The 24803-nt window shown below is 68.3% G+C and carries 22 protein-coding genes; 5 read left to right on the forward strand and 17 right to left on the reverse strand.

From position 1 onward, the window contains the following. Positions 1-912 precede the first annotated feature (912 nt). The 3 genes from KF745_11865 to KF745_11875 form a co-directional block, all read right to left on the reverse strand. On the reverse strand, positions 913-2304 hold the full coding sequence (locus KF745_11865) for a hypothetical protein (protein ID MBX3359108.1): 1392 nt from the start codon (positions 2302-2304) through the stop codon (positions 913-915). A gap of 34 nt (positions 2305-2338) precedes the next feature. Continuing rightward, positions 2339-2602: a hypothetical protein gene (locus KF745_11870; GenBank protein MBX3359109.1), complete on the reverse strand. Its 264-nt coding sequence runs from the start codon at positions 2600-2602 to the stop codon at positions 2339-2341. Positions 2603-2665: 63 nt separating this feature from the next. Then, a complete protein-coding gene (locus KF745_11875; protein MBX3359110.1) occupies positions 2666-4066 on the reverse strand; it encodes a hypothetical protein in 1401 nt (466 codons plus the stop codon). 128 nt (positions 4067-4194) lie between these two features. Here KF745_11875 and KF745_11880 point away from each other — a divergent pair, with 128 nt between their 5' ends. Then, positions 4195-5631, forward strand: a complete 1437-nt coding sequence (locus tag KF745_11880) for an L-serine ammonia-lyase (protein MBX3359111.1) — start codon at positions 4195-4197, stop codon at positions 5629-5631. Between the two features lie 14 nt (positions 5632-5645). On the opposite strand, the gene KF745_11885 is transcribed toward KF745_11880, so the two are convergent. The 3 genes from KF745_11885 to KF745_11895 all read right to left on the reverse strand — a co-directional run bounded on the left by KF745_11885 (position 5646) and on the right by KF745_11895 (position 8263). Continuing rightward, a complete protein-coding gene (locus KF745_11885) occupies positions 5646-6431 on the reverse strand; it encodes a hypothetical protein (GenBank protein MBX3359112.1) in 786 nt (261 codons plus the stop codon). A gap of 13 nt (positions 6432-6444) precedes the next feature. Continuing rightward, positions 6445-7239 carry a hypothetical protein gene (locus tag KF745_11890; protein MBX3359113.1) on the reverse strand — a complete coding sequence of 265 codons (795 nt, stop codon included), beginning with the start codon at positions 7237-7239 and terminating at the stop codon, positions 6445-6447. 91 nt (positions 7240-7330) lie between these two features. After that, positions 7331-8263: a DUF1963 domain-containing protein gene (locus KF745_11895; GenBank protein MBX3359114.1), complete on the reverse strand. Its 933-nt coding sequence runs from the start codon at positions 8261-8263 to the stop codon at positions 7331-7333. Between the two features lie 434 nt (positions 8264-8697). Between KF745_11895 and KF745_11900 the strand changes: the two genes are divergently transcribed. Continuing rightward, positions 8698-8895, forward strand: coding sequence for a hypothetical protein (locus KF745_11900; GenBank protein ID MBX3359115.1), 198 nt, complete (start codon positions 8698-8700; stop codon positions 8893-8895). Positions 8896-9023: 128 nt separating this feature from the next. Here the strand turns inward: KF745_11900 and KF745_11905 are convergent, their stop codons facing one another. The 3 genes from KF745_11905 to KF745_11915 form a co-directional block, all read right to left on the reverse strand. Next, entirely contained in the window at positions 9024-9788 is a 765-nt protein-coding gene (locus tag KF745_11905; GenBank protein ID MBX3359116.1) for a hypothetical protein, read from the reverse strand. A 206-nt stretch (positions 9789-9994) separates the two neighbouring features. After that, on the reverse strand, positions 9995-11143 hold the full coding sequence (locus KF745_11910) for a deoxyhypusine synthase (protein MBX3359117.1): 1149 nt from the start codon (positions 11141-11143) through the stop codon (positions 9995-9997). A gap of 123 nt (positions 11144-11266) precedes the next feature. Then, on the reverse strand, positions 11267-12070 hold the full coding sequence (locus tag KF745_11915) for a hypothetical protein (GenBank protein MBX3359118.1): 804 nt from the start codon (positions 12068-12070) through the stop codon (positions 11267-11269). Positions 12071-12187: 117 nt separating this feature from the next. On the opposite strand from KF745_11915, the gene KF745_11920 reads away from it, so the two are divergent. Then, positions 12188-14041 (forward strand): hypothetical protein, encoded by a 1854-nt coding sequence (locus KF745_11920; protein ID MBX3359119.1) that lies wholly within the window; start codon positions 12188-12190, stop codon positions 14039-14041. A gap of 10 nt (positions 14042-14051) precedes the next feature. Here KF745_11920 and KF745_11925 read toward each other — a convergent pair whose 3' ends face one another. From KF745_11925 to KF745_11955, 7 genes are all read right to left on the reverse strand, one after another. Beyond that, positions 14052-14270, reverse strand: a complete 219-nt coding sequence (locus KF745_11925) for a hypothetical protein (protein ID MBX3359120.1) — start codon at positions 14268-14270, stop codon at positions 14052-14054. A gap of 127 nt (positions 14271-14397) precedes the next feature. Continuing rightward, positions 14398-16479 carry a biosynthetic arginine decarboxylase gene (gene speA, locus KF745_11930; GenBank protein ID MBX3359121.1) on the reverse strand — a complete coding sequence of 694 codons (2082 nt, stop codon included), beginning with the start codon at positions 16477-16479 and terminating at the stop codon, positions 14398-14400. A 338-nt stretch (positions 16480-16817) separates the two neighbouring features. After that, the gene (locus tag KF745_11935; protein MBX3359122.1) at positions 16818-17354 is read right to left on the reverse strand and encodes an FUSC family protein; all 537 of its coding nucleotides are present in this window, start codon (positions 17352-17354) and stop codon (positions 16818-16820) included. 15 nt (positions 17355-17369) lie between these two features. Continuing rightward, complete coding sequence (locus tag KF745_11940) at positions 17370-18341, reverse strand: hypothetical protein (GenBank protein MBX3359123.1); 972 nt, start codon at positions 18339-18341, stop codon at positions 17370-17372. Between the two features lie 103 nt (positions 18342-18444). Continuing rightward, a complete protein-coding gene (locus KF745_11945; protein ID MBX3359124.1) occupies positions 18445-19413 on the reverse strand; it encodes a D-glycerate dehydrogenase in 969 nt (322 codons plus the stop codon). 12 nt (positions 19414-19425) lie between these two features. Continuing rightward, positions 19426-20706 carry an amidohydrolase family protein gene (locus KF745_11950; protein MBX3359125.1) on the reverse strand — a complete coding sequence of 427 codons (1281 nt, stop codon included), beginning with the start codon at positions 20704-20706 and terminating at the stop codon, positions 19426-19428. Beyond that, the gene (locus tag KF745_11955; protein MBX3359126.1) at positions 20703-21332 is read right to left on the reverse strand and encodes a hypothetical protein; all 630 of its coding nucleotides are present in this window, start codon (positions 21330-21332) and stop codon (positions 20703-20705) included. The genes KF745_11950 and KF745_11955 overlap by 4 nt, the downstream gene beginning before the upstream one ends. 464 nt (positions 21333-21796) lie before the next feature. On the opposite strand from KF745_11955, the gene dapB reads away from it, so the two are divergent. After that, on the forward strand, positions 21797-22567 hold the full coding sequence (gene dapB, locus KF745_11960; GenBank protein MBX3359127.1) for a 4-hydroxy-tetrahydrodipicolinate reductase: 771 nt from the start codon (positions 21797-21799) through the stop codon (positions 22565-22567). 40 nt (positions 22568-22607) lie between these two features. Here the strand turns inward: dapB and KF745_11965 are convergent, their stop codons facing one another. Beyond that, positions 22608-23249: a hypothetical protein gene (locus KF745_11965; GenBank protein MBX3359128.1), complete on the reverse strand. Its 642-nt coding sequence runs from the start codon at positions 23247-23249 to the stop codon at positions 22608-22610. Positions 23250-23450: 201 nt separating this feature from the next. Here KF745_11965 and KF745_11970 point away from each other — a divergent pair, with 201 nt between their 5' ends. Continuing rightward, a complete protein-coding gene (locus tag KF745_11970) occupies positions 23451-24740 on the forward strand; it encodes an insulinase family protein (protein MBX3359129.1) in 1290 nt (429 codons plus the stop codon). Positions 24741-24803 lie beyond the last annotated feature (63 nt).

Genomic DNA, 24803 nt, shown 5'->3' on the forward strand with positions numbered 1-24803 from the left:
GCGCGATGGAGTTCCACCCGTTGCGCGGCAGGGCTGAAACTTCCCCATCCACCCAAATTGCGAGTTCCGATCCGGATTTTCCAACGATGATCGAGCCATCATTGTTGACCGCCGAGGCCTGCGAGTGGCGCCCCACGGTGCCCGGCAACTGGGGCAGGACTGTCACCCCCTGGTCCGCGGTCCACATCAGGGCATCAGAGTTGAACCCCGAGAAGCCGACGATGGTGCTGCCGTCGCGGCTGATGCCGGTGGCCTCGCTGTAGCCGTCGCCGGGGCTGGTGAAGCCGAGGTTCTGCATCCCGGTTTCCTGGGTCCAGCGGAAGGCGGCGCCGATTTGCTGGGCGATTCCCACGGTGCTCTTGCCCACCACGATTGATCCATCACCGCTTACGCCAGCGGCTTGGGATGCGGTGGCGCCGGGGAGCATGCCGAGTGGCTGGAAGGTCCCCGGACCGCTCCACCGGTAGGCCTGCGCCCCGCTTACCAATCCAGCCTGACCCACCACGGTTGTGCCACTGCCGGAGATCGCATACGCAAGGGTGCCGGGCGGCAGGCCTGATTCGAGTCCGAAATCGTTGCGTCCATCCGCAGCCGTCCACGTAAAGCCCGGCGTCAACTGTGTGCTCACTGAGAACCCAGTAGCGGTGCGTCCGTCCGCGGACAGCCCGTACACGCGGGACGAGGTTGTCCCCGGCGCGGTGCCGACGAGGTTGAACGAGGGCGTCTGCCCGAGAACACTGAGTGTGCCCAGCGAGCCGACGGCCAGCCCCACCGTGAGAGGAAGGAGGGTCCGGGTGTGCATATGGCCTCAACTCTACCACACAACGAACAAACGCCAATACGGATGTGCGATTATGGATAGATGAGAGATACCGGTATCACTCCATCTCCGGTGGTCCGGTCGCCGGACTGCTAGGGCTTGGGGGGCGGTGCGGGGATGAAGACGCCCTCGCCGGGGCCGGGGGTGCCGACGGTGACGGAGCGGACGCGGATGACGCCGTCGCCGCCGGAGTCTTCCATCTCGAACTCGGTGGTCTCGGCGACGATCTCGTCGCCCTCGTCGGTGGTGAAGGCGATGACGTCGGTGTTGTGGCCGAACGCTGGGTCGGCGGGGAGGGCGTTGAGTTGGTCGGGGGTGAGGATGGAGGCGAGTTCGGTGTCGTACCTGGAGTCGAGGTCCTTGCGTGCGGTGCGGGCGGTGGCGAGTTCGCCGTCGTCGGCGCCGCCCATGGGGCGGATCATGAAGGGGAGGCCGAGGGCCTTGCCGTCGGTCTCGGCCTGTTCCTGGGCGGAGGCCCAGCGGTCGTTGAGGGGTCGGGCGGCGGACTGGTACTTGTCCTTGAGGGCGGCGAGGCGTTCGCGCTGCTGGGGGGTGAGGTCGCGGAGTTTCTCCGCCGCGGCGAGCTTGCGGGTGACGGGGGAGCGGCCGTAGATCTGGCGGAAGGCGCGGGCCTTGAAGAGCTCGTCGAGTTTGGCCTTGTTCTCGTCGGAGAGTTGGCTGGCGAGGAGGCGGGCGTAGCGCTGGTTGACCTCGCGGGTCTTGACGCCCTGCTCGCGTTCGCGGGTCATCTGGGCCTGGGCCTTCTCGGGGTCCATGCGCATGACGGGGGCGTCGTCCTTGGCGTCGCGTTCGCGCTCCTGGAGGACGCGGTCCATGGCGAGTTCGTACTCGTCGAGGGTGCCTTTGACGGCGGCGAGTTCGTCGGGGGGGAGTTTCAGGGAATCGATCAGGGAGACGAGGTCGACGGCGGCGCCGCTGACGAGGCTGAAGCGCAGGAACTGGTCGCGGCGGCGGACGCGCTCGAAGGCGGGCCATCGCTCGGCCTGCTCGGGGGTGAGGAGGGACTGGATGTCGGTGAGGAGGGTCTTCTCGCTGGCGGCGGTGCGCTCGGCGTTCTTGGCGACGAGGGCTGGGATCTTGTCGTTGATGGCGGAGAGGTCGCCCTTGCCGAGGCCGGCCTCGAGGGGGGCCATCTGGTCGCGCATCTCGCGGGAGGCGGCGCGGATTTCCTGGGAGTAGACATCGAAGAGGGCGTTGGCGGCTTCGGCCTGGTTCTGGTCGAGGCCGAGGGGCTTGATGGCGCGTTCGAAACTGGCGCGGGAGATGCCGCCGCCGGCACCGCGTGCGCCGCCGCCGCCGATGCGGATCGCGACCTGGGCGTCGGCGGCGGGGGTGAGGGCGAGCGGGGCGAGGCCCGCGGCGGCGATGAGGGCCGCCGCGGCGGCGCGGCCGAGGCGGGCGAGTGGCGAGGCGGGGGAGGGGCGGGGAGAACGGAGCGGGTGGGCGGGCTGGGTGGTGGGCACGGTGGGCTCCTTGTCCGGCGCGAGGGCCGGCGTGTTACCCATGGATGCGCCGGGGAGAGGGGTCCGTCGGGAAGCGGGAGGGAAAGTGGGGGGCGGCGGGGAGGGCGGGCGCCGGGAGGAAGCGGAGGAGCGCGATCGCCGCGAGGCGGGCCTGGGTGATGAGGGCCGGCGGGATCGGGGCGCCGTCGGGGGAGAGGAGGGGGCGGTCGAGGGCGGAGGCGATGCGGAGGAGGGTGTTGATCGCGGTGGCGCGGGGGTTGTCGGAGGGGTCGTGGGTGGAGTCGTGGGAGGGGGTCATGGGTTAGTCCTTGGTGGAAGGGGATGTTGATGGGGGAGAGGATGGGGTGAATGAGGGGGGAGATCAAGGGGTGTGTGGGGGAGTGTCGCGAAATGGCGCACAGGGCGCGGTCGTGCGCTGCTTGTGCGCACGGATTGGGCGCTCGATGGATGCCGGAATCGGCTTGCAGGGTTGTCCGCATTCGGGGCAGGGGGCGGGTGGGGGAGTGGCGCGGAGGTCGTAGCCGCAGAGGGTGCAGCGGCCGCGGCGTCGGCGGAGGGAGCGGCGGGCGAGGAGCGAGAGTTCGAGGAGGCCGATGGCGGCGGCGGCGAAGATGAGGGCGTTGGCGAGGAGTTGGGGCCAGCGCGGGGAGCAGGCGATCCAGCGGCGGTTGATGCGATCCCAGGCGGTGTGTCCGGGCCGTTCGAGAACGCCGGATTTGATCGGTGCGCGGCCGGTGTACCAGACAACCTCCCATGCCGCGAAGGAGCGGAAGGGCCATCCGGTTGTCAGGACCGCCCATTCCCCATCGTTGAGACCTGGCTGACGCGGGGTCTTTGAACGAGAGTTGTCGTGGGCGTTGTTGGTGACGACGTTGCGGCACATCTCTTCGACCGGGTCATCATCCCAGCATGGTCCGTTGAAGATGGAATAGCACCAGGAGTGCGAGTGCTCGTTGGCGGCGGGAAACGTGGGAACTCTTTCTGGGCCGGGCAGCATGCCAGGGGCCGCGAGCGCGACGGCGAGGGACAGCCCGATGCCCGCGATGGCGGCGAGGATCCGGGATCGGCGGCGCTGTGCGAGGGTTGGCGCTCGGGGCGGGCGGTCGGCGTCGAGTCGTGCGCGATCGGTGTTGCCGCATTCGGGGCAGGGGGCCGCGGCCGGGGTGGCGCGGAGGTCGTAGCCGCAATGGGCGCAGCGGCCGCGGTGCCGGCGGTGGACCCGGCGGACGAAGCGAACAAGTTCGAGCAGGCCGAGGAGGGTGGCGGCGAAGGCGAGAGCGTTGGCGATGAGCTGGGGCCAGCGCGGGTTGCAGGCGATCCAACTGCGATGGGGCGGAACGAAGGAGCCGGCCGGCGTGGACTTCGGCAACTCGATTACGCCCGAGCGAGTGGATGGGTGGGACTGGTAGGACTCCCACGCGAACAACGACCGGAGCGGCCAGCCGGTTTCGAGGGCATCAAACCCGTGGTGTGCGCCCATCCAGCCGCGGAGGAACTGCGACGCTTGGTGGGGCCCTTGCCCGAACGGGGCACCGCGGAGTCGTTCAAGTGCCTGGTCCGGGGACTCCCTGTCGGGGGTGGTCACGCCGCGGTACTCGGTGAAGAACCAGGACTCGGTGCGCCTGTAGTGGCCTGAGATGAAGGAGGAGGTCTCTGGTGCCGGGATCGTGCTCGGGGCTGCGAGCGCGATGAGGAGGGAGAGCAAGACCCCCGCGAGGACGGCAAGGATTCGTGGCAGCGAGTTGCGGCGGGCGTGGCTCATGCGGGGCGATCCGAGCCGGGGCTGCTGGCTCCGCGCTGGGCTGTGGCGCACGGGCAGGAGAGGATACCGCGCGGGAGCGGGGATGCCGCGTTCGGCGCGGGGTGGCCGGCGTGCCAAGGATGGGAGCGATGGAATCGATCAGCGTGTTTGACATCTTCAAGATCGGCGTGGGGCCGAGCAGTTCGCACACGATGGGGCCGTGGCGGGCGGCGGAGCGGTTTGTGGCGTGGTGCCGCGAGATCGGGGTGCTTGGGCAGGTGGTGCGGGTGGAGTGCGACCTGTACGGGTCGCTGGCGAAGACGGGGAAGGGGCACGGGACGGATGTGGCGGTGATGCTGGGGTTGTCGGGGGAGGATCCGGTGACGTGCGAGACGGGGCTGATCGACGCGAAGGTGGAGGCGATCCGGCAGGCGGGGCGGATCCGGCTGGGGGGCGTGCGGGGCGTGGAGTTCGAGTTCGCGCGGGACCTGCGGTTTCACCTCGAAGAATCGCTGGCGTTCCACCCCAACGGGATGTCGCTGCGGGCGGTGCTCGACGATGGGATGGCGGTGCTGCGGACGTACTACTCGATCGGCGGCGGGTTTGTTGTGGAGGAGGGGCAGGAGCAGGTGACCGGGTCCGCGGCGGTGGTGTTGCCGTGCCCGATCCAGCGCGGCGGGGATCTCGAGCGGTATAGCCGCGAGCGGGGGTGGAGCATTCCGCGGGTGGTGATGGAGAACGAGAAGGCGTGGCGGGGCGAGGAGGAGGTGCGCGGGGGGCTGCTGCGGATCTGGCGGGTGATGCAGGAGTGCGTGTACCGCGGGTGCCACAGCGAGGGGGTGCTGCCGGGGGGCTTGCAGGTGGTTCGGCGCGCGGCGGGGCTGAACCGGAAGTTGCTGTTCGGGCACGGGGCCGGGGTGCGGGAGTACGACGATCTGGACGGGTGGCTGGAGGTGATGCGGCACACGGCGAAGGACTTCCAGCAGATCCTGCGGTGGGTGAGCACGTTCGCGCTGGCGGTGAACGAGGAGAACGCGGCGTTCGGGCGGGTGGTGACGGCGCCGACGAACGGGGCGGCGGGGGTGATCCCGGCGGTGATGATGTACTACTGGTGCTTCTGCCGCGGGAGCGAGCGTGGGGTGGTGGATTTGATGCTGACGGCGGGGGAGTTGGGGAGCATCTTCAAGAAGGGGGCGACGATCTCGGCGGCGATGGGGGGGTGCCAGGCGGAGATCGGGGTGAGCAGCGCGATGGCGGCGGGGGGGTTGGCGCAGGTGATGGGGGGGAGCGTGGGGCAGGTGCTGATGGCCGCGGAGATCGCGATGGAGCATCACCTGGGGATGACGTGCGACCCGATCGGTGGGCTGGTGCAGATCCCGTGCATCGAGCGGAACACGATGGGGGCGATCAAGGCGATCACGGCGGCGCAGATTGCGCTGGAGAGCGACCCGAGCAAGGCGCGGGTGACGCTGGACGGGGTGATCCGGACGATGTGGGAGACGGCGAAGGACATGGGGAGCAAGTACAAGGAGACGTCGGAGGGAGGGCTGGCGGTGAATGTGAGTGTGGGGTTGAGTGAGTGTTGAGTGGGAGGGGGGCGCTACTTGGTTGGCGCGCCGCATTCGGGGCACGGGGCACCGGTCGGTGTGGCGCGGAGGTCGTAGGCGCAGTGTGGGCACTTGCCGCGGCGGCGGCGGAGGAAGCGGCGGAGAGGGCCGGGGATAAAGAGCAGGATTCCCCACAGCGACGCAAAGATGGCGGAATCGGCGATGAGCGCGGGCCAGATCGGGCGGAGGGGGAGGATGGTGTACGAGCCGGTGGCGCGGGCGTTGGGTGTGCCGCGGACGTGATAGCCGTGCTCGATGGCGGCGCCGATGGAGGCGTTGCCGCGGGCTTGGCTGAGGACGCGATACCAGAGGCAGGGGAAGGGGAAGCCAAAGGCGGCGTCTTCGCCGAGCGTGCCCGGCGGGGGGAGGGGGGGCGGCTGGGCGAATGTGCCCCAGGATGGAGGTGAGTCGAGCGCGGTGAAGCCGGGTCGCTCCGCGGCGAGCTGGGTGTGCGTGCGGCGGGCGTCGCTGACGAGTTGATCGGGGGTCTTGGATGGCGCCGGGCGTGCGCCGAGGAGGGCCATGGCGCGTTCGGCGGTGGAGCGTGGCGGCGGGGCGGCGCTGTCGGCGAGATCGCTCCACCAGATGTCCGCGGCGCCCAGGAGGTGGACCTCGCCGGTGGACCAGGCGCGACCGTCGAGGATGAAAGCGCGGGCGACGGTGCGAGGGTATTGCGGGAGAGGGCGGAGGCGGGCGAAGGCCAGGGCGATCGTGATGGTGGTGGCCGCGCCGAGGATCAAGGAAAGGGCGAGCAGGATGGCGCGGCGGCGGAGGGACACGGCGAGGTGGAGTCTACATGAGGCCAGCGCCGCATTCGGGGCATGGGGAGCCGGGGGGCGTGGCGCGAAGGTCGTAGGCGCAGGCGGGGCAGAGGCCGCGGCTGCGGCGGGGAATCGAACGCAGTGCTGAGAAGCTAGAGCGGGTTGCCCACGTTGCGAGCATTAAGAATGCGGTGTAGATGGCGGCGTTGGCAGCGAACGGCATCCAGCGTGGGCGGCAGCACAGGGGCAGTTCATCGTAGGTTCCCGTGAGCGGATTCATCGGCGTCTGAAGCAGGAAGACGGCGCTCTGCTCCCAGGCGTTCGAAGCGGGGATTCGGTCGGAGCGGCCGACCAGCGACAGGAATGGCCAGCCGATGGCGTAGGCCTTCGCTGTCCACTGCACAGAGGGGCCTGTGCTCCTGAACCGGGCTTCGCGGTCCGGAACGCCTGTGGGCCAGCGGGCAGGCGCGGTCGCGGCTGGGTAGAAGTCGAAGACTGAGAATGGCCAGAATGGGTCGTCCTGCGTCGTGACGGCGGGGTCGTAGCTCGTGGCGTCGGGTTCGAAGATGACTCCCGGCCAGTCCATGGTGCCGATGGAGATCGCGCGCACGCCGGCGTATCGCCGGATCTCAACATTGACGGGGGTGAGAGGAGACTGGGCGCCGTGTAGGCAGAAGAGAAGCAGCCGAGAGTTCGCATCGGAGTGATCTCGATGCATGTAGACCCAGGCCCACGTCAGGGGGATCTGCATCGCGCAGGCGAACACGAAGCACATGATCGCGAGTTGCGTAAGGCGGCGCGGCGGGCGAGGGCTCGGTGCGGGCACGCCAGGAAGTGTAACGGGATGTCTTGATCGGCCGGGTGCTTCGAGATCATCGCGAGCGTGGCTTTCACGCGCGAGTGGAGACATGCCGACGTCACCCGCCCTGAACTATCCAATGGAGTTTGCCGTTCTTGTCAATGAAGAGGTAGAGCATCCCCATGTCGGCGAGCATGAGGAGGCTCTTGTCGAGGGTGTTGTCGTCGGGGCTGTTTGGGACGTTCAGGAGGGGGAAGGTCTCGCCGTGGGGATTGAGCGAGCCGAGTGTGCAGAGGTGTCGGCCGGGGAGGCGGGGGTCGGTGTGGCCGAACGCGGGCACTCCACCGATCTTGGAGCCGCGGAGCAGGGCGATCCGTTTGCCGTCGTAGAGGTTGTAGATCGGGTGGTTGTCGGGCGGGTGGTGGTAATCGGCGGTGCGATGGATCTGGGCGTGGGTGGGGTTGAGCCGTACTGGTGGTGGCGGAACATCTTCGGGGCGGACGAGGCCCTGGAGGCCGAGCGGCTGCCACTCGAAGTGGAGGCTGTCGGGCTCATCGTCATCCCAGTCAACGAGGTAATCGCCCGGCGCGAAGATGAGAAGGACGTCGCCCGGGAGCGGGCGCGGCTTTCGGAGCAGGCCGGCGGGCGTTAGCGCAAGATCAAGTGAATCGGCGAAGCAGAACTGGGCGAGCAAGCCCATAGGGCGACCGGCGCGGCTGGGCCATGGGCTCGCGGCGGGGCGGTATGGGACGCCGCCGATCTTGGTCGCCGCGGGATGGGCGGGCTCGCCCAGGGCCCAGACGAAAACGTCAGCGGGCGTGGGCGGGCCGAGGGTGCCGATGTTCAGGCCGGCGCGGATGGTCTCGATGGCGGCGAGGCCGCGGGGGCCATCGATGATGAGGGGGCAGTTCGATTCGAAGGAAGCGGGCTCGGGGTCGTCGATGGGGTGAGTCTGGCGCGCGGCCCACTGCCGGGTTTCGTCCTGGAGCGGAGCGAGGTTGAACTCACGGGTCCAGCGGGGGAGGTCAAAGCGCTCGTGAATCTGGGGCATGAGGCGGAGTGTACAGCCGTGCGGGAGACTCCTGAGGCGGGTGAGCGCCGCATTCGGGGCAGGGGTCGCCCGCGGGCGTGGCGCGGAGGTCGTAGGCGCAGGCGAGGCAGAGGCCGCGGCGGCGGCGGTAGGAACGGCAGGCGGCGCCGATGGCGACTAAGGCTGCCGAAGCGGAAAGGAGTACAAGGGACACGGACGAGACGGCATTGTGCACATAGCCAGACCAGAGGATCTTCGTACTCCGCACATCGGCGGTGCGAAGGGCGGGCATCTCATTGAGGATGAGGGGATCGCCCGCCGCGGCCAACTCATCGACGTACGCGGCTCGTAGCGTGGCGTGTTGTGCGGGTGCGAGACCGAAGCCAGTAACGGTCACTCGGACTACCCAAACGTCGACGGTTGGCGCCCACAACCCTCTGGGGCCGGAGGGATAGGTGTCAACCGATACCAGTGCAAGCGGAGGGTCGCTCGGCGCGGAATGGGTGGTTGAGTCACTCGACACGACGAATGTCCCGCCGCTGACGGTGAACCACTTCTGGCTATATGGCCTTGCGCAGTATGTGCTGCGGGCACGACCGCTTAGCGAGCCGAGCATCTCCGAGAGCATGCGCCCAACGGTGGATGGTCCGTGAAGCGAGATCGGGAGCATCACAACGGACCCGAAGAAAACCATCGCCACGAGGAGTGTCGTGAGCGGCGAGCCGAGGATGCGCAACAGCCTGGGTGACATCGTGAAGAGCGCTGGCGGGTCGTGCGGAGTTTATCGCAAGTGAGTGCCGCACTCGGGGCAGGAGGAGAACGGGGGTGTGGCGCGGAGGTCGTAGGCGCAAGTGGGGCATTTGCCGCGGCGTCGACGGAGGGCGGCGCGTAGAGCGGGTACTCCCGCGAAGAAGGCAATAAGGACCGTGAGAAGGCCGGCTTGGACGAGGGAGTTGGCCACATACCCGGGCCAACGCGGGCGGTAGCAAAACACGGGACCGTTTGCCGGGTGAGGTCGAAGCCAGTCCGGACCGAAGAACGCCCCCTCGGTGGAGAACTGCCTCGTCGAGGCGTCGTAGTCAATGCGGCCCTGGGCGCACGGCCATGGCCAACCGTTGGCGATGCGATGGGCTATTGGAACGCCGAAAGACGGGTCGGCTCCAGTGATCGCGGGCCACGCGGCGGTCGAGCCGAGGACCGGGTGGACATCTTCCGGAGCCCATGGGGCGCACAGTGCTTCCAGTTGGCCGCGAGGGGGGAGCCACGCGGAGCGCGTCCGGTAGACCTTGCCGTATCGGGACCCCGTGGGCGCATGGGCGAGGATCTGAATACGACGAGCGCCGAACAGTCGAGTGCTGTAGATGTGGAGTGTCTCGGCGTCGGAGGTCATGTCGATGGGCGACATGATGGAGACGACTTCCGGCTGAGGTTCGGAGCGCCATGACAGCGCGGCAAGCAGCCAGGAGATTGGAATCTGGAGGAGCAAGACCAGCAGCAGGCAAAGCAGGTAGACCTTGCCGATCGAGTGCAGTCGGCGCCGGCTCATGCATCAATGTACCTTCGAGGGGTTTATGCGTGGAGGCAGGCGTGCAGCCGCGGAGAGGGTCATTCTCGGTAGCCACATTCGAGCGGCTGCACTCAGAGCGCGCAGCATATCGAGGGACTGGGGTCCAAGGTCGTTGGAGCGACTCGTGGCTACGCAAAGAAAAACCCCGAGCGGGGTTCGGGGTTTGGGTGGTTGGCTGGGATGGCTCAGCGGGCGCCGGCGCGGCGCTTGGCGGCGGGGGCGAAGGTGGGCATGCCGGTGCCCTTCTCGAAGAGGTCGGCGAACTTGAAGCCCTTGCGGGACTTCCAGGCGCGGCGGTGGAAGGCGTCGGAAGCCAGCAGCGGGAAGGTGGCGCTGAGTTCGCCGAAGACCATCTGCTCGTGGACGACGTCGACCTTGCCCCAGGAGCAGGCTTCGCGGAGTGTGGAGCCCGAGAGGGCGCCGTCGCGACTGTCGGCGACGGTCATCTGGATGGCGTACTTGTGCATTCCAATGTCGCCGCGGGCCTTGCCCCCCTTGCGCTCGTTGAGGAGTTCGGCTGCGACGACGATGTCCTGGGCGAAGTTCTTGGGGACGCCGCCGCCGAGCATCAGAAGGCCGGTGTCCTTGCAGGCGAGCTTGATGTCGGTCAGCTCGCGGAAGTCCTTGCCCGAGTCGATGGCGACCTGCCCCCCCTCGCGGCCCTGCTCGATCGCTTCGGTCTGCTGGAGGACGATGCCGAAGCCGGCGGAGCAGTCGCTGAAGGCGGGGACGAAGATGGGGACGCGCTTGAGGTAGCACGTCTTGACGATGGACTCGTTCCTGGCGAACTTGGGGTTGTTGGCGAGGTAGGCGCCCATGGCCTCGATGAACTCGCGGCTGGAGTAGGCGCCCGGTTCAAAGGCGTTGAAGATCTCGTAGGTGGCGTGGTCGCAGGCGCGGAGGTCGTCCTCGTCGATGTAGGTGTCGTAGATGCGGTCGATCATCAGGTTGCGGAGGGTCATGTCGTCGACGGGCGGGGCCTCGGGGGAGCCGGGGGCGATGTAGTGCTTGAAGCCCAGGCCCTCGAAGAAGTCCTGATCGACGATGTTGGCGCCGGTGGAGACGATGGCGTCGATCATGTTGTTCTCAAGGAGCGTGACGATCGCCTCCTTGAGGCCGGCGGAGATGAGCGAGCCGGCGAGGGTGAGGATGACGCCGCACTCCTTGTCCTTGAGCATCATCGAGTAGATGTCCGCGGCCTGGGCGAGCGTGCGGGCGGAGTAGGCCATGTCGCGGTAAGAATCGATGACCGGGCGGGCATCGAAGGCGGTGACATCGATGTGCTTGACCTGGCGGGAGAGGAGCTCTTTCTTGGACCACTTGCCGTTTGCCATGGGAAAACCCTTCGGGCCAAGCCCCCCTGGCCGTGAGTGTGTGGAGTGTCCCGGGGGTGGCGGGACGGGGGATGATACTCACGGATTGAGGCGGGGGTTCGGCGTGTCGGCGCCATGCGGCGGTCAGGTCGCGGCGGGCGTGCGCCGGCGGAAGGCCTCGGGTACATCGCGCCACTCCAGGACGCGGCCGCACTCGGCGCACTGCAGCGAGGGGCTGCCGCGGAGGTTGTAGCCGCAGCGGGGGCAGTCGTGGTCGGTGGCGGCAAGGTGGGCGAGGACACGTTCGGCGTAGCCGGCTCTGTGGGCCGAGAGTTGGGTGTTGAGGTGGTACACGAAGGCGGCGGCGTGGTCGCGATCGCGGAAGGCGTGCAGCGGGATCAGGATCCCCAACCCGAGTCGCGTCGAGATGCAGACGAACTCGTCGGAGAGCGAGACCTCGCCGACAGCGCTCCATCGGACGAGCATCGACGCGGCGAGGCACTCATCCAGCACGCCTTCGGACCAGACTTCCAAGGTCCGTGGACCGAGCAAGATCTCAACCCGCTCGCTCGCGAGGAACTGTCGCAGCGACTCGTCCACAGTGGTTTTCGGTGCCTTGCGGCTGTCCGCATGAATCGAGGCGAACGAGGCGAAGGCCACGAGAGAGAAAACCATGAAACAGAAGATGACGACAAACGCTGGCGGGTACCAGCCCGCCACGTACGCGATCAGCATGGCCAGTAACGCAACGAGTACCGCGGCCAGCGACCACTTGATCACAAGGCGATCCGTGGGGCTGGGGGAGTGGACATTGACGGCGTGCGCATCGTCAAAGTACTGGGCGTAGAGATGTTGAAGGTCGGTCTCGGAGAACTCGTAGGAGATCCGCCAGGCGGGCTGTTCCGGATCAGGAGTCGGCGTGATGGGCGAGTCCGGGGCGGTCACCATTCACAACTCCGGGCGGGCGTGGGGCCCGATGGCGACGGTCATCATACATCATGGTATTTGGGGCGCCGACCGCTGCCGGTTGTGTTATGTTTCCGCCATCACGAGGAGGCAAGCGGCATGGCGGGCAGGTATCGAGCATCCGGGCGGGTGAGCGTGTTGGCAGCGGTTGTGACGCCCCTGCTCCTGGGTATCGCCGCGGTCCTGGGCGCGGTGTGCCAGGCGGCGATCATGCACAACCCGTGGGGCGTGGCGAACCCGCTGCTCACGGCGATGGCCGCGTTCGCATTGGGGGCCGTGGTTGTGGGATCGAGCCGCGCCGCGAAGGTGCGAAACGTATGGGTCGGATTGCTGATCGGCGTGGCGGCCTCGGCGTCGTTCCTGGCCGCTGGGTATTGGGCGGCATACCTCATCGACCCGCTCGGGTCGAACGCAGGCGTTTCAGTTTGGGGGTATCTTGCGCAGCGTCGCGCCGCGGGGGTGCCGCTGTTCGGCGGAGCATGGCGGGCGAGCGGCGGGTGGCTGTGGACGGCGTGGATCCTTGAGGGGGTTCTGGTGGTCTGCGCCGGGATGTTCCCCGGCACGGTCGAAGCGGGACGGCCGTTCTGCGAGCGGTGTTGCACCTGGGCGCGCAAGAGCGCGTGGAAATACGCGGTGCCGAACCCTGGCGCGGCGAGGGTCGCCGCGATGCGGAGCGCGACGGATGTGGGCGACCTGATCGGTCTCCCGGGCGGCTCGTCCGATGGGGAGCGGCTTGAGTACACCGTCGGGACGTGCCGGTGCGGGAGGATGGCCACACTCGGGGTCGAGCAGGTGACGCCGGGAACGAAGGATCCGAAGCAGACGACGACGGCCTCGGTCGTGACGGACATGATGGTGAGCAGAGGGGGGCTGGAGCGGCTCTTTGCATGGGCCGAGTCGGGCGATCCGGGGATGGCGGCGCGACGGCCCGTGCTCAACGTCAGCGGGTCGGTGGTGGAGCGTCAATCGTTTGACCTGATCCCGAAGCCGGAGGGGGAGGAGTACGTGTCCACGTGGCGATGGTCCAGCGCCGTGGTGGCGCGGGACTCGACAGCGGACAACGAGTACACCAAGCCGCTGCGGAAGCGGCTTGATGCGGGGGACTTCGCCGCGGCGGGAGAGGCACTGCGGGCTCAGCGAAGGATCGAGGACCTCGCGTACGTGGCCGAGGCGTGCGCGGATTGGGCGGAGCGTCCGCTGTGGCTTGAGGACTGGCTGGACGAGACGCCGACGGCGGCCGCGCCGCGGCTGATCCGGGGGATCAACGGGGTGAAGTGGGCGTGGGTCGCGCGGGGGGGCGGGTGGAAGGCAAAGAACCCGGATCTCTTTATCGCGCGGCTGGACGAGGCCGAGCAGGATCTGCTGGAGGCGACCGAGCGGGCGCCCCGCGACCCGACAGCCTGGGCGTGGCTGGTGTACGCGGCGATCGGCCTGGGGCATGACCTGGGCGAGGCGCAGCGGCGGCTGGACGCGGCGCACCGGCTCGCTCCGTTCCACCGGCCCGCGCACACGTTCATGCTCCAGTACCTGTGCGAGAAGTGGTACGGGTCGCACGAATCGATGTTTGCGTTCGCGCGCCGGACGAGCGCCGCGGCCCCGCCGGGGTCGACGGCGCACGTTGTCGTCGTCGAGGCCCATCTTGAGCGATGGGGATGGTCCTTGCACAAGGAGGGGAGGGCGGCCGCGGCGGGGTATTGGAAAACGCCCGAGGTGCGCGCGGAGATCGTTCAGGCGAATGATCGCTGCTTCCGGACGGGCGGGTTCAAGGTGACGATGGACACCGCGCGGGCTCGCAACTTCTTTGCGTATGCGCTGTGGAAGGTTGGGGAGCACCACGGAGCGGCGGAGCACCTGCGGGTGATCGGGACGTCGTCGCCTTGGGGCCCGTGGTCGGCCCCGCTTGGTCTGGGCGGCGACACGCTGAAGCGGGCCCGGCGGGAATGTGTGGTCTGAAACCGGACAGTTACGCGTAGCGGCTCCACGCGTACAGCCCGCCCAGGCACGCCGCGGCTCCGAGCCAGAGGAGGGCGACCGAGCCGACGAAGTAGGGGAAGACGCACATCACGATGCCGGTGATGAGCGTCTTGATGTTCTCGCTCTTCTTGCCGTGGATGAACAGGCCGACGCCGATGGTCCCGATGAACAGGCCGGAGAGAAGGACGGCGGGGTTGGTGAGATCCATGGGTGCACCTCGATACGGGTGCATCGGCGGATGAGGGGCGCGGGGAAAGGAGCCCGAGGGGGATCGGGGTTATGGGCGGGTAGAGGTGAGGGCGGTGAGGTTGAGGGGAAGGACAGGGGGCGGGGGGTTACCCCTCGAGGTAGGTGTACCCCTCGAGCCCGTCGTCGTAGAACTTGAGCAGGCTCTTGCCCTCGGGGAGTGTCAGGCGGCCCTGGCGGCAGGCGGCCTCGATATCGAGGCGCATGGCCCGCTTCATGTCGGCGATGTCGTACTGGACGTACTGCAGGACTTCCTCGACGGTGTCCCCCTCGATGACCTCGTCGATCTCCCAGCCGACGCCGCCGTTGGTGGCGATGTTGGCGGGCTGGGGCGTGGCGTGGGCGCTGCTGCCGTTGCCATTGGCGGGGGAGCGGGAGGGGTCGGAGAGGGAGATGTGGACCGCGTGGGTGTCGCCCAGGAGGTTGTGGAGATCGCCGAGGATTTCCTGGTACGCGCCCAGGAGGAAGACGGCGAGGTAGTAGGGCTCGACGCCGGCGCCCTCGCCCGGGAGGTCGCGGACTTCGTGGAGTTCGAGGACCTTCTTGTCCTCGCGCTTGTCGACGAAGTGGTCGATCTTGCCGTCGGAGTCGCAGGTGATGTCGGCGAGGATGCCTCGGCGGGTGGGCTCCTCGGTGAGGCGGTGGATGGGGACGATGGGGAAGAGCTGGTCGATGGCCCAGGAATCGGGCATGGACTGGAAGAGGGAGAAGTTGCAGAAGTAGATGTCCGAGAGCATCTCGGGGAGGTTCTCGAACTCCTCGGGGAGTTCGCCGCGCTTGGTGGCCTTGTCGACGAGCTTGCGGCCGATGGCCCAGAAGAGCTGCTCGGTGGCGGCTCGCATGGGGAGGGTCATGTAGCCGAGGGAGAAGAGGCTCATGGCCTCGTCGCGGGCCTGCATGGAGTCGTGGTAGATCTCCAGCAGGTTGCGGTCGGTCATGGTGCGGTAGGCCTCGATGAGGTCGAGGAGGGGCTGGGGGATCTCGCCGCCGGTGGAGGTGGCGGAGGCCATGTCGGCGTCGATGCGGGCCATGTCGGGGACGGACTCGAAGCGGGAGGTGCCCAGGACATCGACGACCAGGACGCTGGAGTAGGCGACCATGGCGCGGCCGGACTCGCTGACGATCATGGGATGGGGGATGCCGGCGTCGTCGCAGACGCTCTTGATGCGGTAGACGACGTCCGCCGCGTACTCGTTGACGGTGTAGTTGATGGAGGAGCCCCAGGCGGACTGGGAGCCGTCGTAGTCGACGCCCATGCCGCCGCCGATGTCGAGGACGCCCATCCGGGCGCCCAGGCGGACGAGTTCGGCGTAGACGTGGGCGAGTTCGTTGATGGCGTTCTTGAGGACGCGGATGTCGTAGAGCTGGCTGCCGACGTGGCAGTGGAGCATGTTGAGGCAGTCGAGCATGTCGTGCTTCTTGAGGTACTCGACGGCCTGGAGGACCTCGGAGACGAACAGGCCGAACTTGCTGCGGACGCCGGCGGAGGACTCCCAGCGGCCGGCGCCGCGGCTGGAGAGCTTGACACGCAGGCCGATCTTGGGGCGGACGCCGTATGCCTTGGCGTGCTTGACGACCAGTTCGAGTTCGCTGAACTTCTCGACGACGGGGATGATGTTGCGACCGAGCTTCGTGGCGAGGATGACGGTCTCGATGAACTCGTCGTCCTTGAAGCCGTTGCAGACGATGGGCATGCCGTTGACGCCGGGGCCGCCGGCGACGGCGGAAAGGCCCAGGACGGCGAGGAGCTCGGGCTTGGAGCCGGCCTCGAGGCCGAAGTTGAGTTCCACGGCGAGGTTGGCGATCTGCTCGCAGACGTGGCGCTGCTGATTGACCTTGATGGGGTAGACGCAGGTATAGCCGCCGGTGTAGGCCTGCTCGGTCATGGCGTCGTCAAAGGCCTTGCGGATCTCGCGGAGGCGGTGGACGAGGATGTCGTTGAAGCGGAGGAGGACGGGGGTGTGGATGCCGCGCTCGCGGAGGCCGGTGACGACCTCGTTGAGGTCGATCTGGCGCGCCGGGTCCTTGGTGGGCATGACGGTGAGGTTGCCGGTGGGGGTGACGCCGACGTATCCCTTGCCCCAGTCGGGGAGGCCGTAGAGACGGGCGGCGTCGTCGGTGGTCCACTTGCCGTGGAGGAACGCGGAGCGGGAGGAGGTGACGGTGGCCATGTGTGTGGGGAGCTCCGGGGGAGCGAAGTCGGCGGGAGAAGGATCGCTCGTTCTCCCCGCGGGGTGCGGTCGTGGCAGCCGGCGGCGGTCCGGGGCGTCCAGTGGGCCCAACGAGGTACGCGGCCGAGTGTCGCTCGGGGCGTGCGCCCGCCATGGATCGGACCAGAGTGCGGGCCGGTGCGCCCTCGCCCGCGCGGTCGGGCGTGAGGATAGCCATCACGCCCACATGACGATACCGCGATTCTGGGTCGGGACAAGGGGCGGGCGGGGCGAGCCGAGTTTTCGGGCGACGATCAGCGAGCGGTTGGACTCCGAAAACGTCGGCGGGCGACGCGCGATCAGACGCGGGTTTGGCGCTGGTCCATGGACCGTGGCAACGGGATCGGCAACATGGCGACAACGAGCCCGATGAACACGCCCGCGAGAATCTCCAGGCAGCGCAAGGCGCCCACGAGCAGCGAGTGGTCGTGCCGGCTGAAGTAGAAAACGATCACAGCGGTGACCGCGGCGAGGGGCATCGGCTCGCGGAGCCGTCGGATCCACCAGCACGCGAGGATGGTAAACAGGACGCAGGCGGCGACGGTGACTGGGTTGTACGGCAGGAGGGCGGCCATGAGGCTTCCCGTGGCGGCCCCGACCAGGGTACCGATCACGCGCGAGACGGCCTTGCCGCGGGTCCCCGAGAGGTCGGGCTGGAGGACGATGACGGCGGTGATGGTCATCCAGAAGGCGTGCTGGACGTCGAACAGGTCGGCGATGACGACCGTGATCCCCGCGGCGAGGGCGACGCGGGCGGCGTAGGAGGCGCCGAGCCAGGAATCGGAGCGGGGGAGCGGGGCTGGTGCTGGCGATCCGGGGTGGCCGTCGTGCCCCATGGTCAGGTGCCGCAGCTAGCGAGAAGAATGGCCGACGGCTACTCGTTCGCCGATCACCTTCTCGGCGTACCGGTTCATCGCATCCCGGAGTTGCTCGAAGGACTCCAGGACGTAGTAGATCGGCTGGAAGTGATGGATCTCGAAGTCGGTCTCACAGATCCGTTCGAGGTCGAAGGGGCGCCACTCGGCGACGGCGCGCTCTTCGCAGTCCGGTGCCGGGCGTCCGGCGGTCTCCCAGTCGCCCCGGAGGGCGTAGGCGCTCTCGCCGTGGGAGGAGACCAGGCCGGAGCCGTAGATCTTGACCTTGCCGTCTTCCTTGATGAGGCCGAACTCGACGGTGAACCAGAAGAGGCGGCCGAGTCGTTTGACGTGTTCCTCGTCCTCGCAGAGGAGGGCGGCCTTGCCGTACGTCTGGAGGAAGTCGGCGAAGACGCGGAGGGTGTGGAGGGGGACGTGCCCGAAGACGTCGTGGAAGATGTCGGGCTCGGGGAGGTAGTCCATGACCTCGCGGGGGCGGATCAGGACGGTGGTGGGGAACTGGCGGTTGGCGAGGCAGGCGAAGAACGCCTTGGCGGGGAGGTACCCGGGCACGCCGTAGGAGGCCCAGTCGCTCTGCGCCTTGAGGAACCGGTTGATGCCGTCCAGCCGCGTGCCCTTCTTGAGGACGGTGCCGCCGGCAACGGTGAGGTCGCGGTCGAGGTCGAGATCGTCGAGTAGCGGGAGGCGGTCGCGGGTGAGCCGGAGGATCTTCATCCCCTCGATGAACTGGCTGGAGACCTGCTGCTCGAGCACGGTCCAGCGACGATCGAAGAGGTCCCGCCAGACGTCGTGATTCTCGGGGGTGTAGCGGTCGTAGTGCTGGGTGATGTAGAAGGACTCGGCGTCGATCTCCGCGGCGGGCAGGTTCGGGGCATTGTCGGCGTTGGCCTGGGCCTGTCGGGCCTCCTCGCCGTCGATGATGTTGTTGTAGTTGATGTCCTGCCGCATGGTGGCCTCCTCGAGACGGACGACTCGCCACCTTTATATTACGGCGCGGCGGCGGGAGGCCCACCCCGACAAGCGCGCCAGGGTCGAGTCAGATTGGCGTTCGTTAGGATTTTACCTGATTCGGGGGGTTCTGGCCGGCAAGGATGGCGCGGGCGTTGGCCGAGACCATCTCGGTCATGACCTCGCGCCAGCGGAGTTCGGCGCTGCCGATGTGCGGGGCGAAGACGGCGTTGTCCAGTGTCAGCAGACCGGGGTGGACTTTGGGCTCGTGCTCGAAGACATCGAGGCCGGCGCCCCAGAGGCGGTTGGCCGCGAGCGCCGCGGCGAGAGCCGCCTCGTCGACGATCGGGCCTCGGGCGGTGTTGATCAGGATCGCCTTTGGCTTCATGAGCGCGAGGCGCCGAGCGTCGATGAGGTGGCGGGTCTGTTCGGTGAGCGGGGTGTGGATGCTGACGACGTCGGCGAGCGCGAGGCCCTCGTCGAGCTCGACGCGGCGGGCGGCGAGGGGAGCGATCTCGAACTCGACGTTGCGGCTGCGGGAGGCGTAGACGATGCGCATCCCGAAGGCCAGGGCGCGGAGCGCGACGGCCCGGCCGATGCGGCCGGCGCCCACGATGAGCATCGTCTGCCCGGTCAGGTGCATGCCGAGGAACTCGGTGATGCCGAGCGGGCCGCGGCGTTCGAACTGCCCGGAGCGGACGAAGCGGTCGGCCTCGGCGAGGCGTCGCGCGGTGGCAAGCAGGAGGGCCCAGGCCATGTTGGCGGTGCCCTCGGTGACGGCGTCGGGGGTGTTCGTCACGGTGACGCCGCGGCGGGCGCACTCGGCGACGTCGATCCGGTCGTAGCCCACGGCGAAGTTGCAGACGCCCTTGAGTTGCTGCCCCGCGGCGTCGAGGAGTTCTGCGTTCACGAGGTCGTGGAACATCGAGACGATGACAGTGGCGCCGCGGACGAGCGTGAGCAGGTCGGCCCGGGAGAGCTGCTCGGGCGGGCCGAAGCGGACCTCGGCACCGGGCACGCTGATCGTGCCCGGGACCTGGCGGGTAACGACGACGAGCGGGGTGGTCGGCATGGGCATCTCGCTCTAACTCGCTCGGTGGAAGGCCGCCCAGGCGAGCGGCTCGGGGATGTGCTGGTGCGGCGCGATCGCGGGCGCCGGTGAATCGGGGCGGGCGCGGCGGACAGCGGCGTAGACGCTGTCGCCGGGGTCGGGCCTGACGATAGGGACGTCCGAGCCGAACCAGAGCAGATCGCCGGGGCGGCAGCCCGCGGCGACGAGGTCGTGCAGGGGCAGCACGCGATCGAGACGGTGGGGGACGTAGCGGGTGAGGGCCTCGATATCGGCGAGCAGGTGGCAGGGCTGAACGCTGCACACGACCCCGAGCCTGGCGAATCGAGGGACGTCGGCCTCGTCGATGAGTTCGCAGTGTTCGATTCGGAGCACGCGTTCCGATTGCCGCGGAGCGGTATCCGCCTCGAAGGCATCGAGCACCATGCGGACCGCGGCGTCGCCGATCGCGTGCACGGAGAGGCCGATGCCGAGCCCGGCGGTTCGGCGAACGGCGGCGGCGAGGTCCGCGGGGGTGACCATGGCCTTGCCGCGGGGGAGGTCGGCGAGGGCATCGCGATACGGGTGGAGCATGAGGGCGGTGCGGCTGTTGAGCGTGCCATCGGCGAAGACCTTGGCGCCGGCGAGACGGATGCGGGCCGACTCCCACTCGTGGCGTCGTGCCGCGGCGGAGTCGATCTCGGCGACCGGCGGGTAGAGCCAGACGCTTGCAGGCAGGTCGCCGGTGCGCTGCAGGTCGGCCAGGATCGGGCCGAGCCACGCCTGGCTGTGCATGTCGTGGACTTCCGAGAAGCCCATGGCCGCGAGGCGCTGCAGCGCGATACGGACGTGGCAGGCACGCTCGAGAGGTGTCGGCTCCGGCGCGGCGTACCAGGCCGCGTAGGCGGCGTGCTCCAGGAGTAGGCCGGTTGCATGCCCGTCAGCATCAACGCAAACGACGCCGCTGGGGGGAATGGGCACGCCGGGCACTAGGCCCGCCGCGGCGATCGCGGCGGAGTTGGCCAGGGCGGCGTGGTGATCAAACGACATGACGACGCACGGATGATCGCCCGAGGCGGCATCGAGTTCCGGCAGGGTGGGCCAGCGGGCAGACTTCCAGCCCTCGATCCTCGCTCCGTGCATCCGGATCCACGCGGGAGAGTGCGAGGAGTGGGCCGAGAGACGGGATCGCTCGCGGGCGATCAGGTCGAGGCATTCGTCGACATCGGTGCAGCCGGAGAGGTCGGTCAGTTCGAGCGACTGGCCGTAGGCGGCGATGTGGGCGTGGGCCTCGACCATGTTCGACGGCGCGGTCACGGGGTGCTCCCGAGCGTCGAGGCGATGCGGGTGTGCGCCTGATCCGGGGTCGTCGCGGGCGAGTCGAACTCGAGGCGCACAACTCCGAAGCGGGCTCGGACATCGATACCCATGGGATCGACGCCCACGGCGACCGGGTCGGGCACATCGATGCCGGCAGCACGCCGGCAGGCGGTACGGAGGGAGGAGGGATCGGCGTTGATCCCGCGGAGCAGGTCTCGCTCGTGGGCGTGCAGTGGGCTTGGCCGCGTGAGGTCCTCGCCATCGAAGACGTCGGTGCGGGACTTGGCGCCCAGGATGCGGCCCGCGGCCCAGCCCTTGAGGGTGGTGTGGCCGTGGTAGATCAGCCAGCGGTCGCAGCTCTCTGCGGCGGGGCCGGAGCGGGGGTCGATGGGGTCGAGCTGGAGCATGACGGCCAGGGCGCCGTCGCTTTCATCGGGTATAGAGAGGATGTGGTCGGTGGCGTGCAGGGCGACGGGCTCGCAGGCCAGGATGAGGGCCCCGGAGCGTCCGCAGACGACATAGCGGACCGGTGCGGCGTGGCCATCGAAGATCAGGACCCCCTCGTGGTGGCGGCGGATCTCCCGGATGGCGTCGTCGGCCCGGCCCGTGGTGTCTTCGGACATGAGCGATTGTGTGCCGCCGGGTGGGAGATCTCCACGCGGGGGCGATCCGCCGGGGTTGAGGGGTCCAAAACGACCACGGGACCGGCCCAAGGGGCCGGTCCCGTGAATTCGGTGGCGCTCGAACGCGGCCCCAGTCTCTCTCGCGGGCCGCTTACAGATGACTCTCTTCTCTCATCCGAGACGTTGGTCGCACCGGTCAGAGCCGGTGCAGGGTGGCCCGGCCGTGAAGGCCGAGCAGGCAGTTACTTCTTCTTGGCCTTCTTCTTGGCGGCCTTCTTCTTGGCCTTCTTCTTTGCTTTCTTTGCCATGTCGATTCTCCTGGAAGATGCTGACTTCACTGGTTCGAGCCGAACGGTGCCGGGCGCCACACGCTGGCGCCGCTCAACTCTGCTCAACGTGTATCGGGCTCCATTACCCGCCCACTTGAGCGAACAGCGTCCAACATACACTCAGTGTGAACTGGAATGCAAACGATGCAACCCCACAAGACCACCATCATCGTCAACGGCGCCACGGGTCGAACGGGCGCGCGTGTGTGCGAACTCGCGCGGCGCGATGATCGCTTCGAACTCGTCGCGGCGCTCACGCACGAGGGCTCGTCGCGACTCGGCGAAGCCGTTCCATGCGCCATACCCACGCAAAAACACCTCGAAGTACGGGCGAACACACGCGATCACGCCGAGGTCGTCATTGACTTCTCGACCGACAGCGGCGCGCGATCCGCGCTGCGATTGGCGCTTGATCGAGGCGCGGGGCTGTTGGTTGCGACTACCGCGCTGTCCGAGACGACGCGCGGAGAGCTCCACGACGGTGGAAAAAAAATTCCGATCATTCTCGCCGCGAACACCTCGCTTGGTGTCGCGGCGGTTGCGGATGCGGTCGCGAGATTGTCGCGGGCGCTCGGCGGCGAGTTCGCCGCGTCGATCGTGGAGGCCCATCACATCCGCAAAAAAGACGCTCCTTCAGGCACTGCGCTGCGGCTTGCGAGCGCCGTGCGCTCGGGCGGCGCCGCGATGCACGAGTCGCAGGTGCTCTCGATCCGCGCCGGGGACATCGTCGGCGAGCACATGGTGCGATTCACCGGCAGCGCTGAGGAGATCATCGTGGAGCATCGGGCCATGTCGCGCGATGTGTTCGCGGCGGGCGCGCTGCGTGCGGCGCTGTGGCTGCGCGGTCGAGCGCCGGGGTGGTACACCATGGAGGATGTACTCGGTTTCGCGGAGACTGGGCGATGATCGCAGCATGAAGCGAACATGATCGCGTAAGTTGTGGTCACTACTCGGCGCCGCGGACTTCCGGAACCGGCGCCGTCACCGATCCGATTGGGCGACGCGGCGGCGTCGGCTTCGAGGAACGTTCGACGGGGATGCTGCTGCGGTCGCCGCTCTTGTAGCGGACCGCTTCGCCGCTCGCGCGGGCCTGATCGTCTGCGGACACCGGCCTGGGCTCCTTGTCGAAGAGGGAGAGGAGCGCCGATCGGTTGACGCGGTTGTAGAGGGCAATCGATTCCGCGTCGCTGAGCATCACGGGTACGCGGGCGCGGACCACGCCCTGGTACGGGTTGTACCAGAAGCCGGCCAGCGACTCGTCCACGGCGAGCCGCACACGCGGGTGCACCTGGTCGGCGTCATCGGCCGAGCAGATCTCGAGCCATGGACGGCGGTCGGAGACCAGGCAGTTATGGGGGGGGTCGGTGTCGAACCACGCCGGGTCGACGGTGTCGGGCCATCCCAGTTCATTGAGTTCCGCGGTCTTGGTGACCGAGCGGTATTTGATCTCGAGTTCCAGCCGGCGCAGATCGGAGGCGGCGAGGCTGATCTTGGCGTCGCTCTCGGTCCGTTTCCGCTCGAACGTGAACACCGCAACAGCCAGTCCTGTTGCCGTCAGCACCGCAATGAGGTCGAGCAGGATTCGCATCGGATCCTCTGGGCCGGTCGGCGTCGGACGGGCCCCGGCCCGCCGTGCGCATTCCCCCGCTGGCGCTATCGACAGCCCTGTGGGGGGGCAACGAGTGCAGCGGGCGGCTCCCCGGGTTCGGGCGGACCCCTGTGCTGGCTGTACCATCTGACGTGCCGAGGGGTCCGAGAACGGGTCGCGCCGGGAGGGGTACCGTTGGCCATGACCGTGATAACCACCAGACGTCTTGCCTGCGGCATGCCGCTGATCGTCGAGCCCATGTCGGGCGTGCGCTCGGTCGGGCTGTCGTGGCTGCTGCCCGCGGGTTCGGCGACCGACCCGGAGGATCGCCAGGGCCTCTCCACGATGTGGTCGGAACTGCTGCTTCGAGGCTGCGGGGAGCTGGATTCGAGGGCTCAGGCCGATGCACTGGACCGCCTGGGGCTCTCCCGCGGGACGGACGTGTCGACCTTCCACCTGCGGCTGTCGTTCACCATGCTCGGCGACCGGCTGCTCGATGCGCTGCCGCTGATCACGGACATGGTCCGCCGGCCGCGATTCGATGCGGAGTCCATCGAACCGACGCGGGACCTGGCGCTCCAGGCGATCGATGCCTTGGCGGACGACCCGCACGAGCGAGCGGTCCTGGCGGCGCGGCGGTGGCACAACCCATCGCCACTCAACCGAACCGGCCTGGGCGATCGGGCGGGGCTCGCGGCGATCACGCGGGAGGACATCGTTGAAGGGTGGGCCCGCCAGGCCCGGCCGGAGCCGGCGTCGTTCGGCAACGGGGGAAACGCCATCCTGTCGGTTGCGGGAGCGATCAATCCTGGGCGGATCGACGAGATCGTGGCGACGCTGGACCGGCTGCTGCGGGGCTGGGAAGGTTCGCCTCCGGGCCTGACCTGGGGAGCCTCGCCGACCAAGGGGACGTACCACCACGAGGCGGATGAGTCGTCGCAGGTGCAGATCGTGCTCTTCCATGATGCACCGGCCGAGCCGAGCCCGGATGTGAACCTTGAGCGTGTGGTGAATGGGGTGATGTCGGGGGGCATGTCGGCGAGGTTGTTCACGGAGGTCCGCGAGAAGCGGGGGCTGTGCTACGCGGTGTCGTCGGCGTATGCGACGGAACGGCTGTACGGGCGGGTGATCGGGTACGTGGGCACCACGCCGGAGCGTGCACAGCACTCGCTGGATGTGTTGGTGAGCGAGCTCAACAGGGTCAACGGCTCGCAGGGAGTGGGCGGGGGGATCGAGCAGTCGGAGTTCGATCGGGCGCTGGTGGGAATCAAGGCGGGGCTGGTGTTCGCGGAGGAGTCAACCTCGGCGCGGGCGGCGGCGTTGGCGTCGGACCAGCACAAGCTCGGCCGGCCGCGGTCGCTGGCCGAGATCGCCGCGGCGTTCGATCAGATCACACTCGAGCGGGTGAATGCCTACCTGGAGCGGCGGCGGTTGGGAGCGGCGACCATCGTGACGCTCGGCCCGGCGGAACTCGTGCCGCCGCCGGCATAGGGTCGGGGCGGGATGCCCGGGCGTGGTCGGCTCCGTACACTGGGGCCCGATGGCGACGACTGA

Source organism: Phycisphaeraceae bacterium, assembly GCA_019636655.1.
Taxonomy (GTDB): Bacteria; Planctomycetota; Phycisphaerae; order Phycisphaerales; family UBA1924; genus JAHBXB01.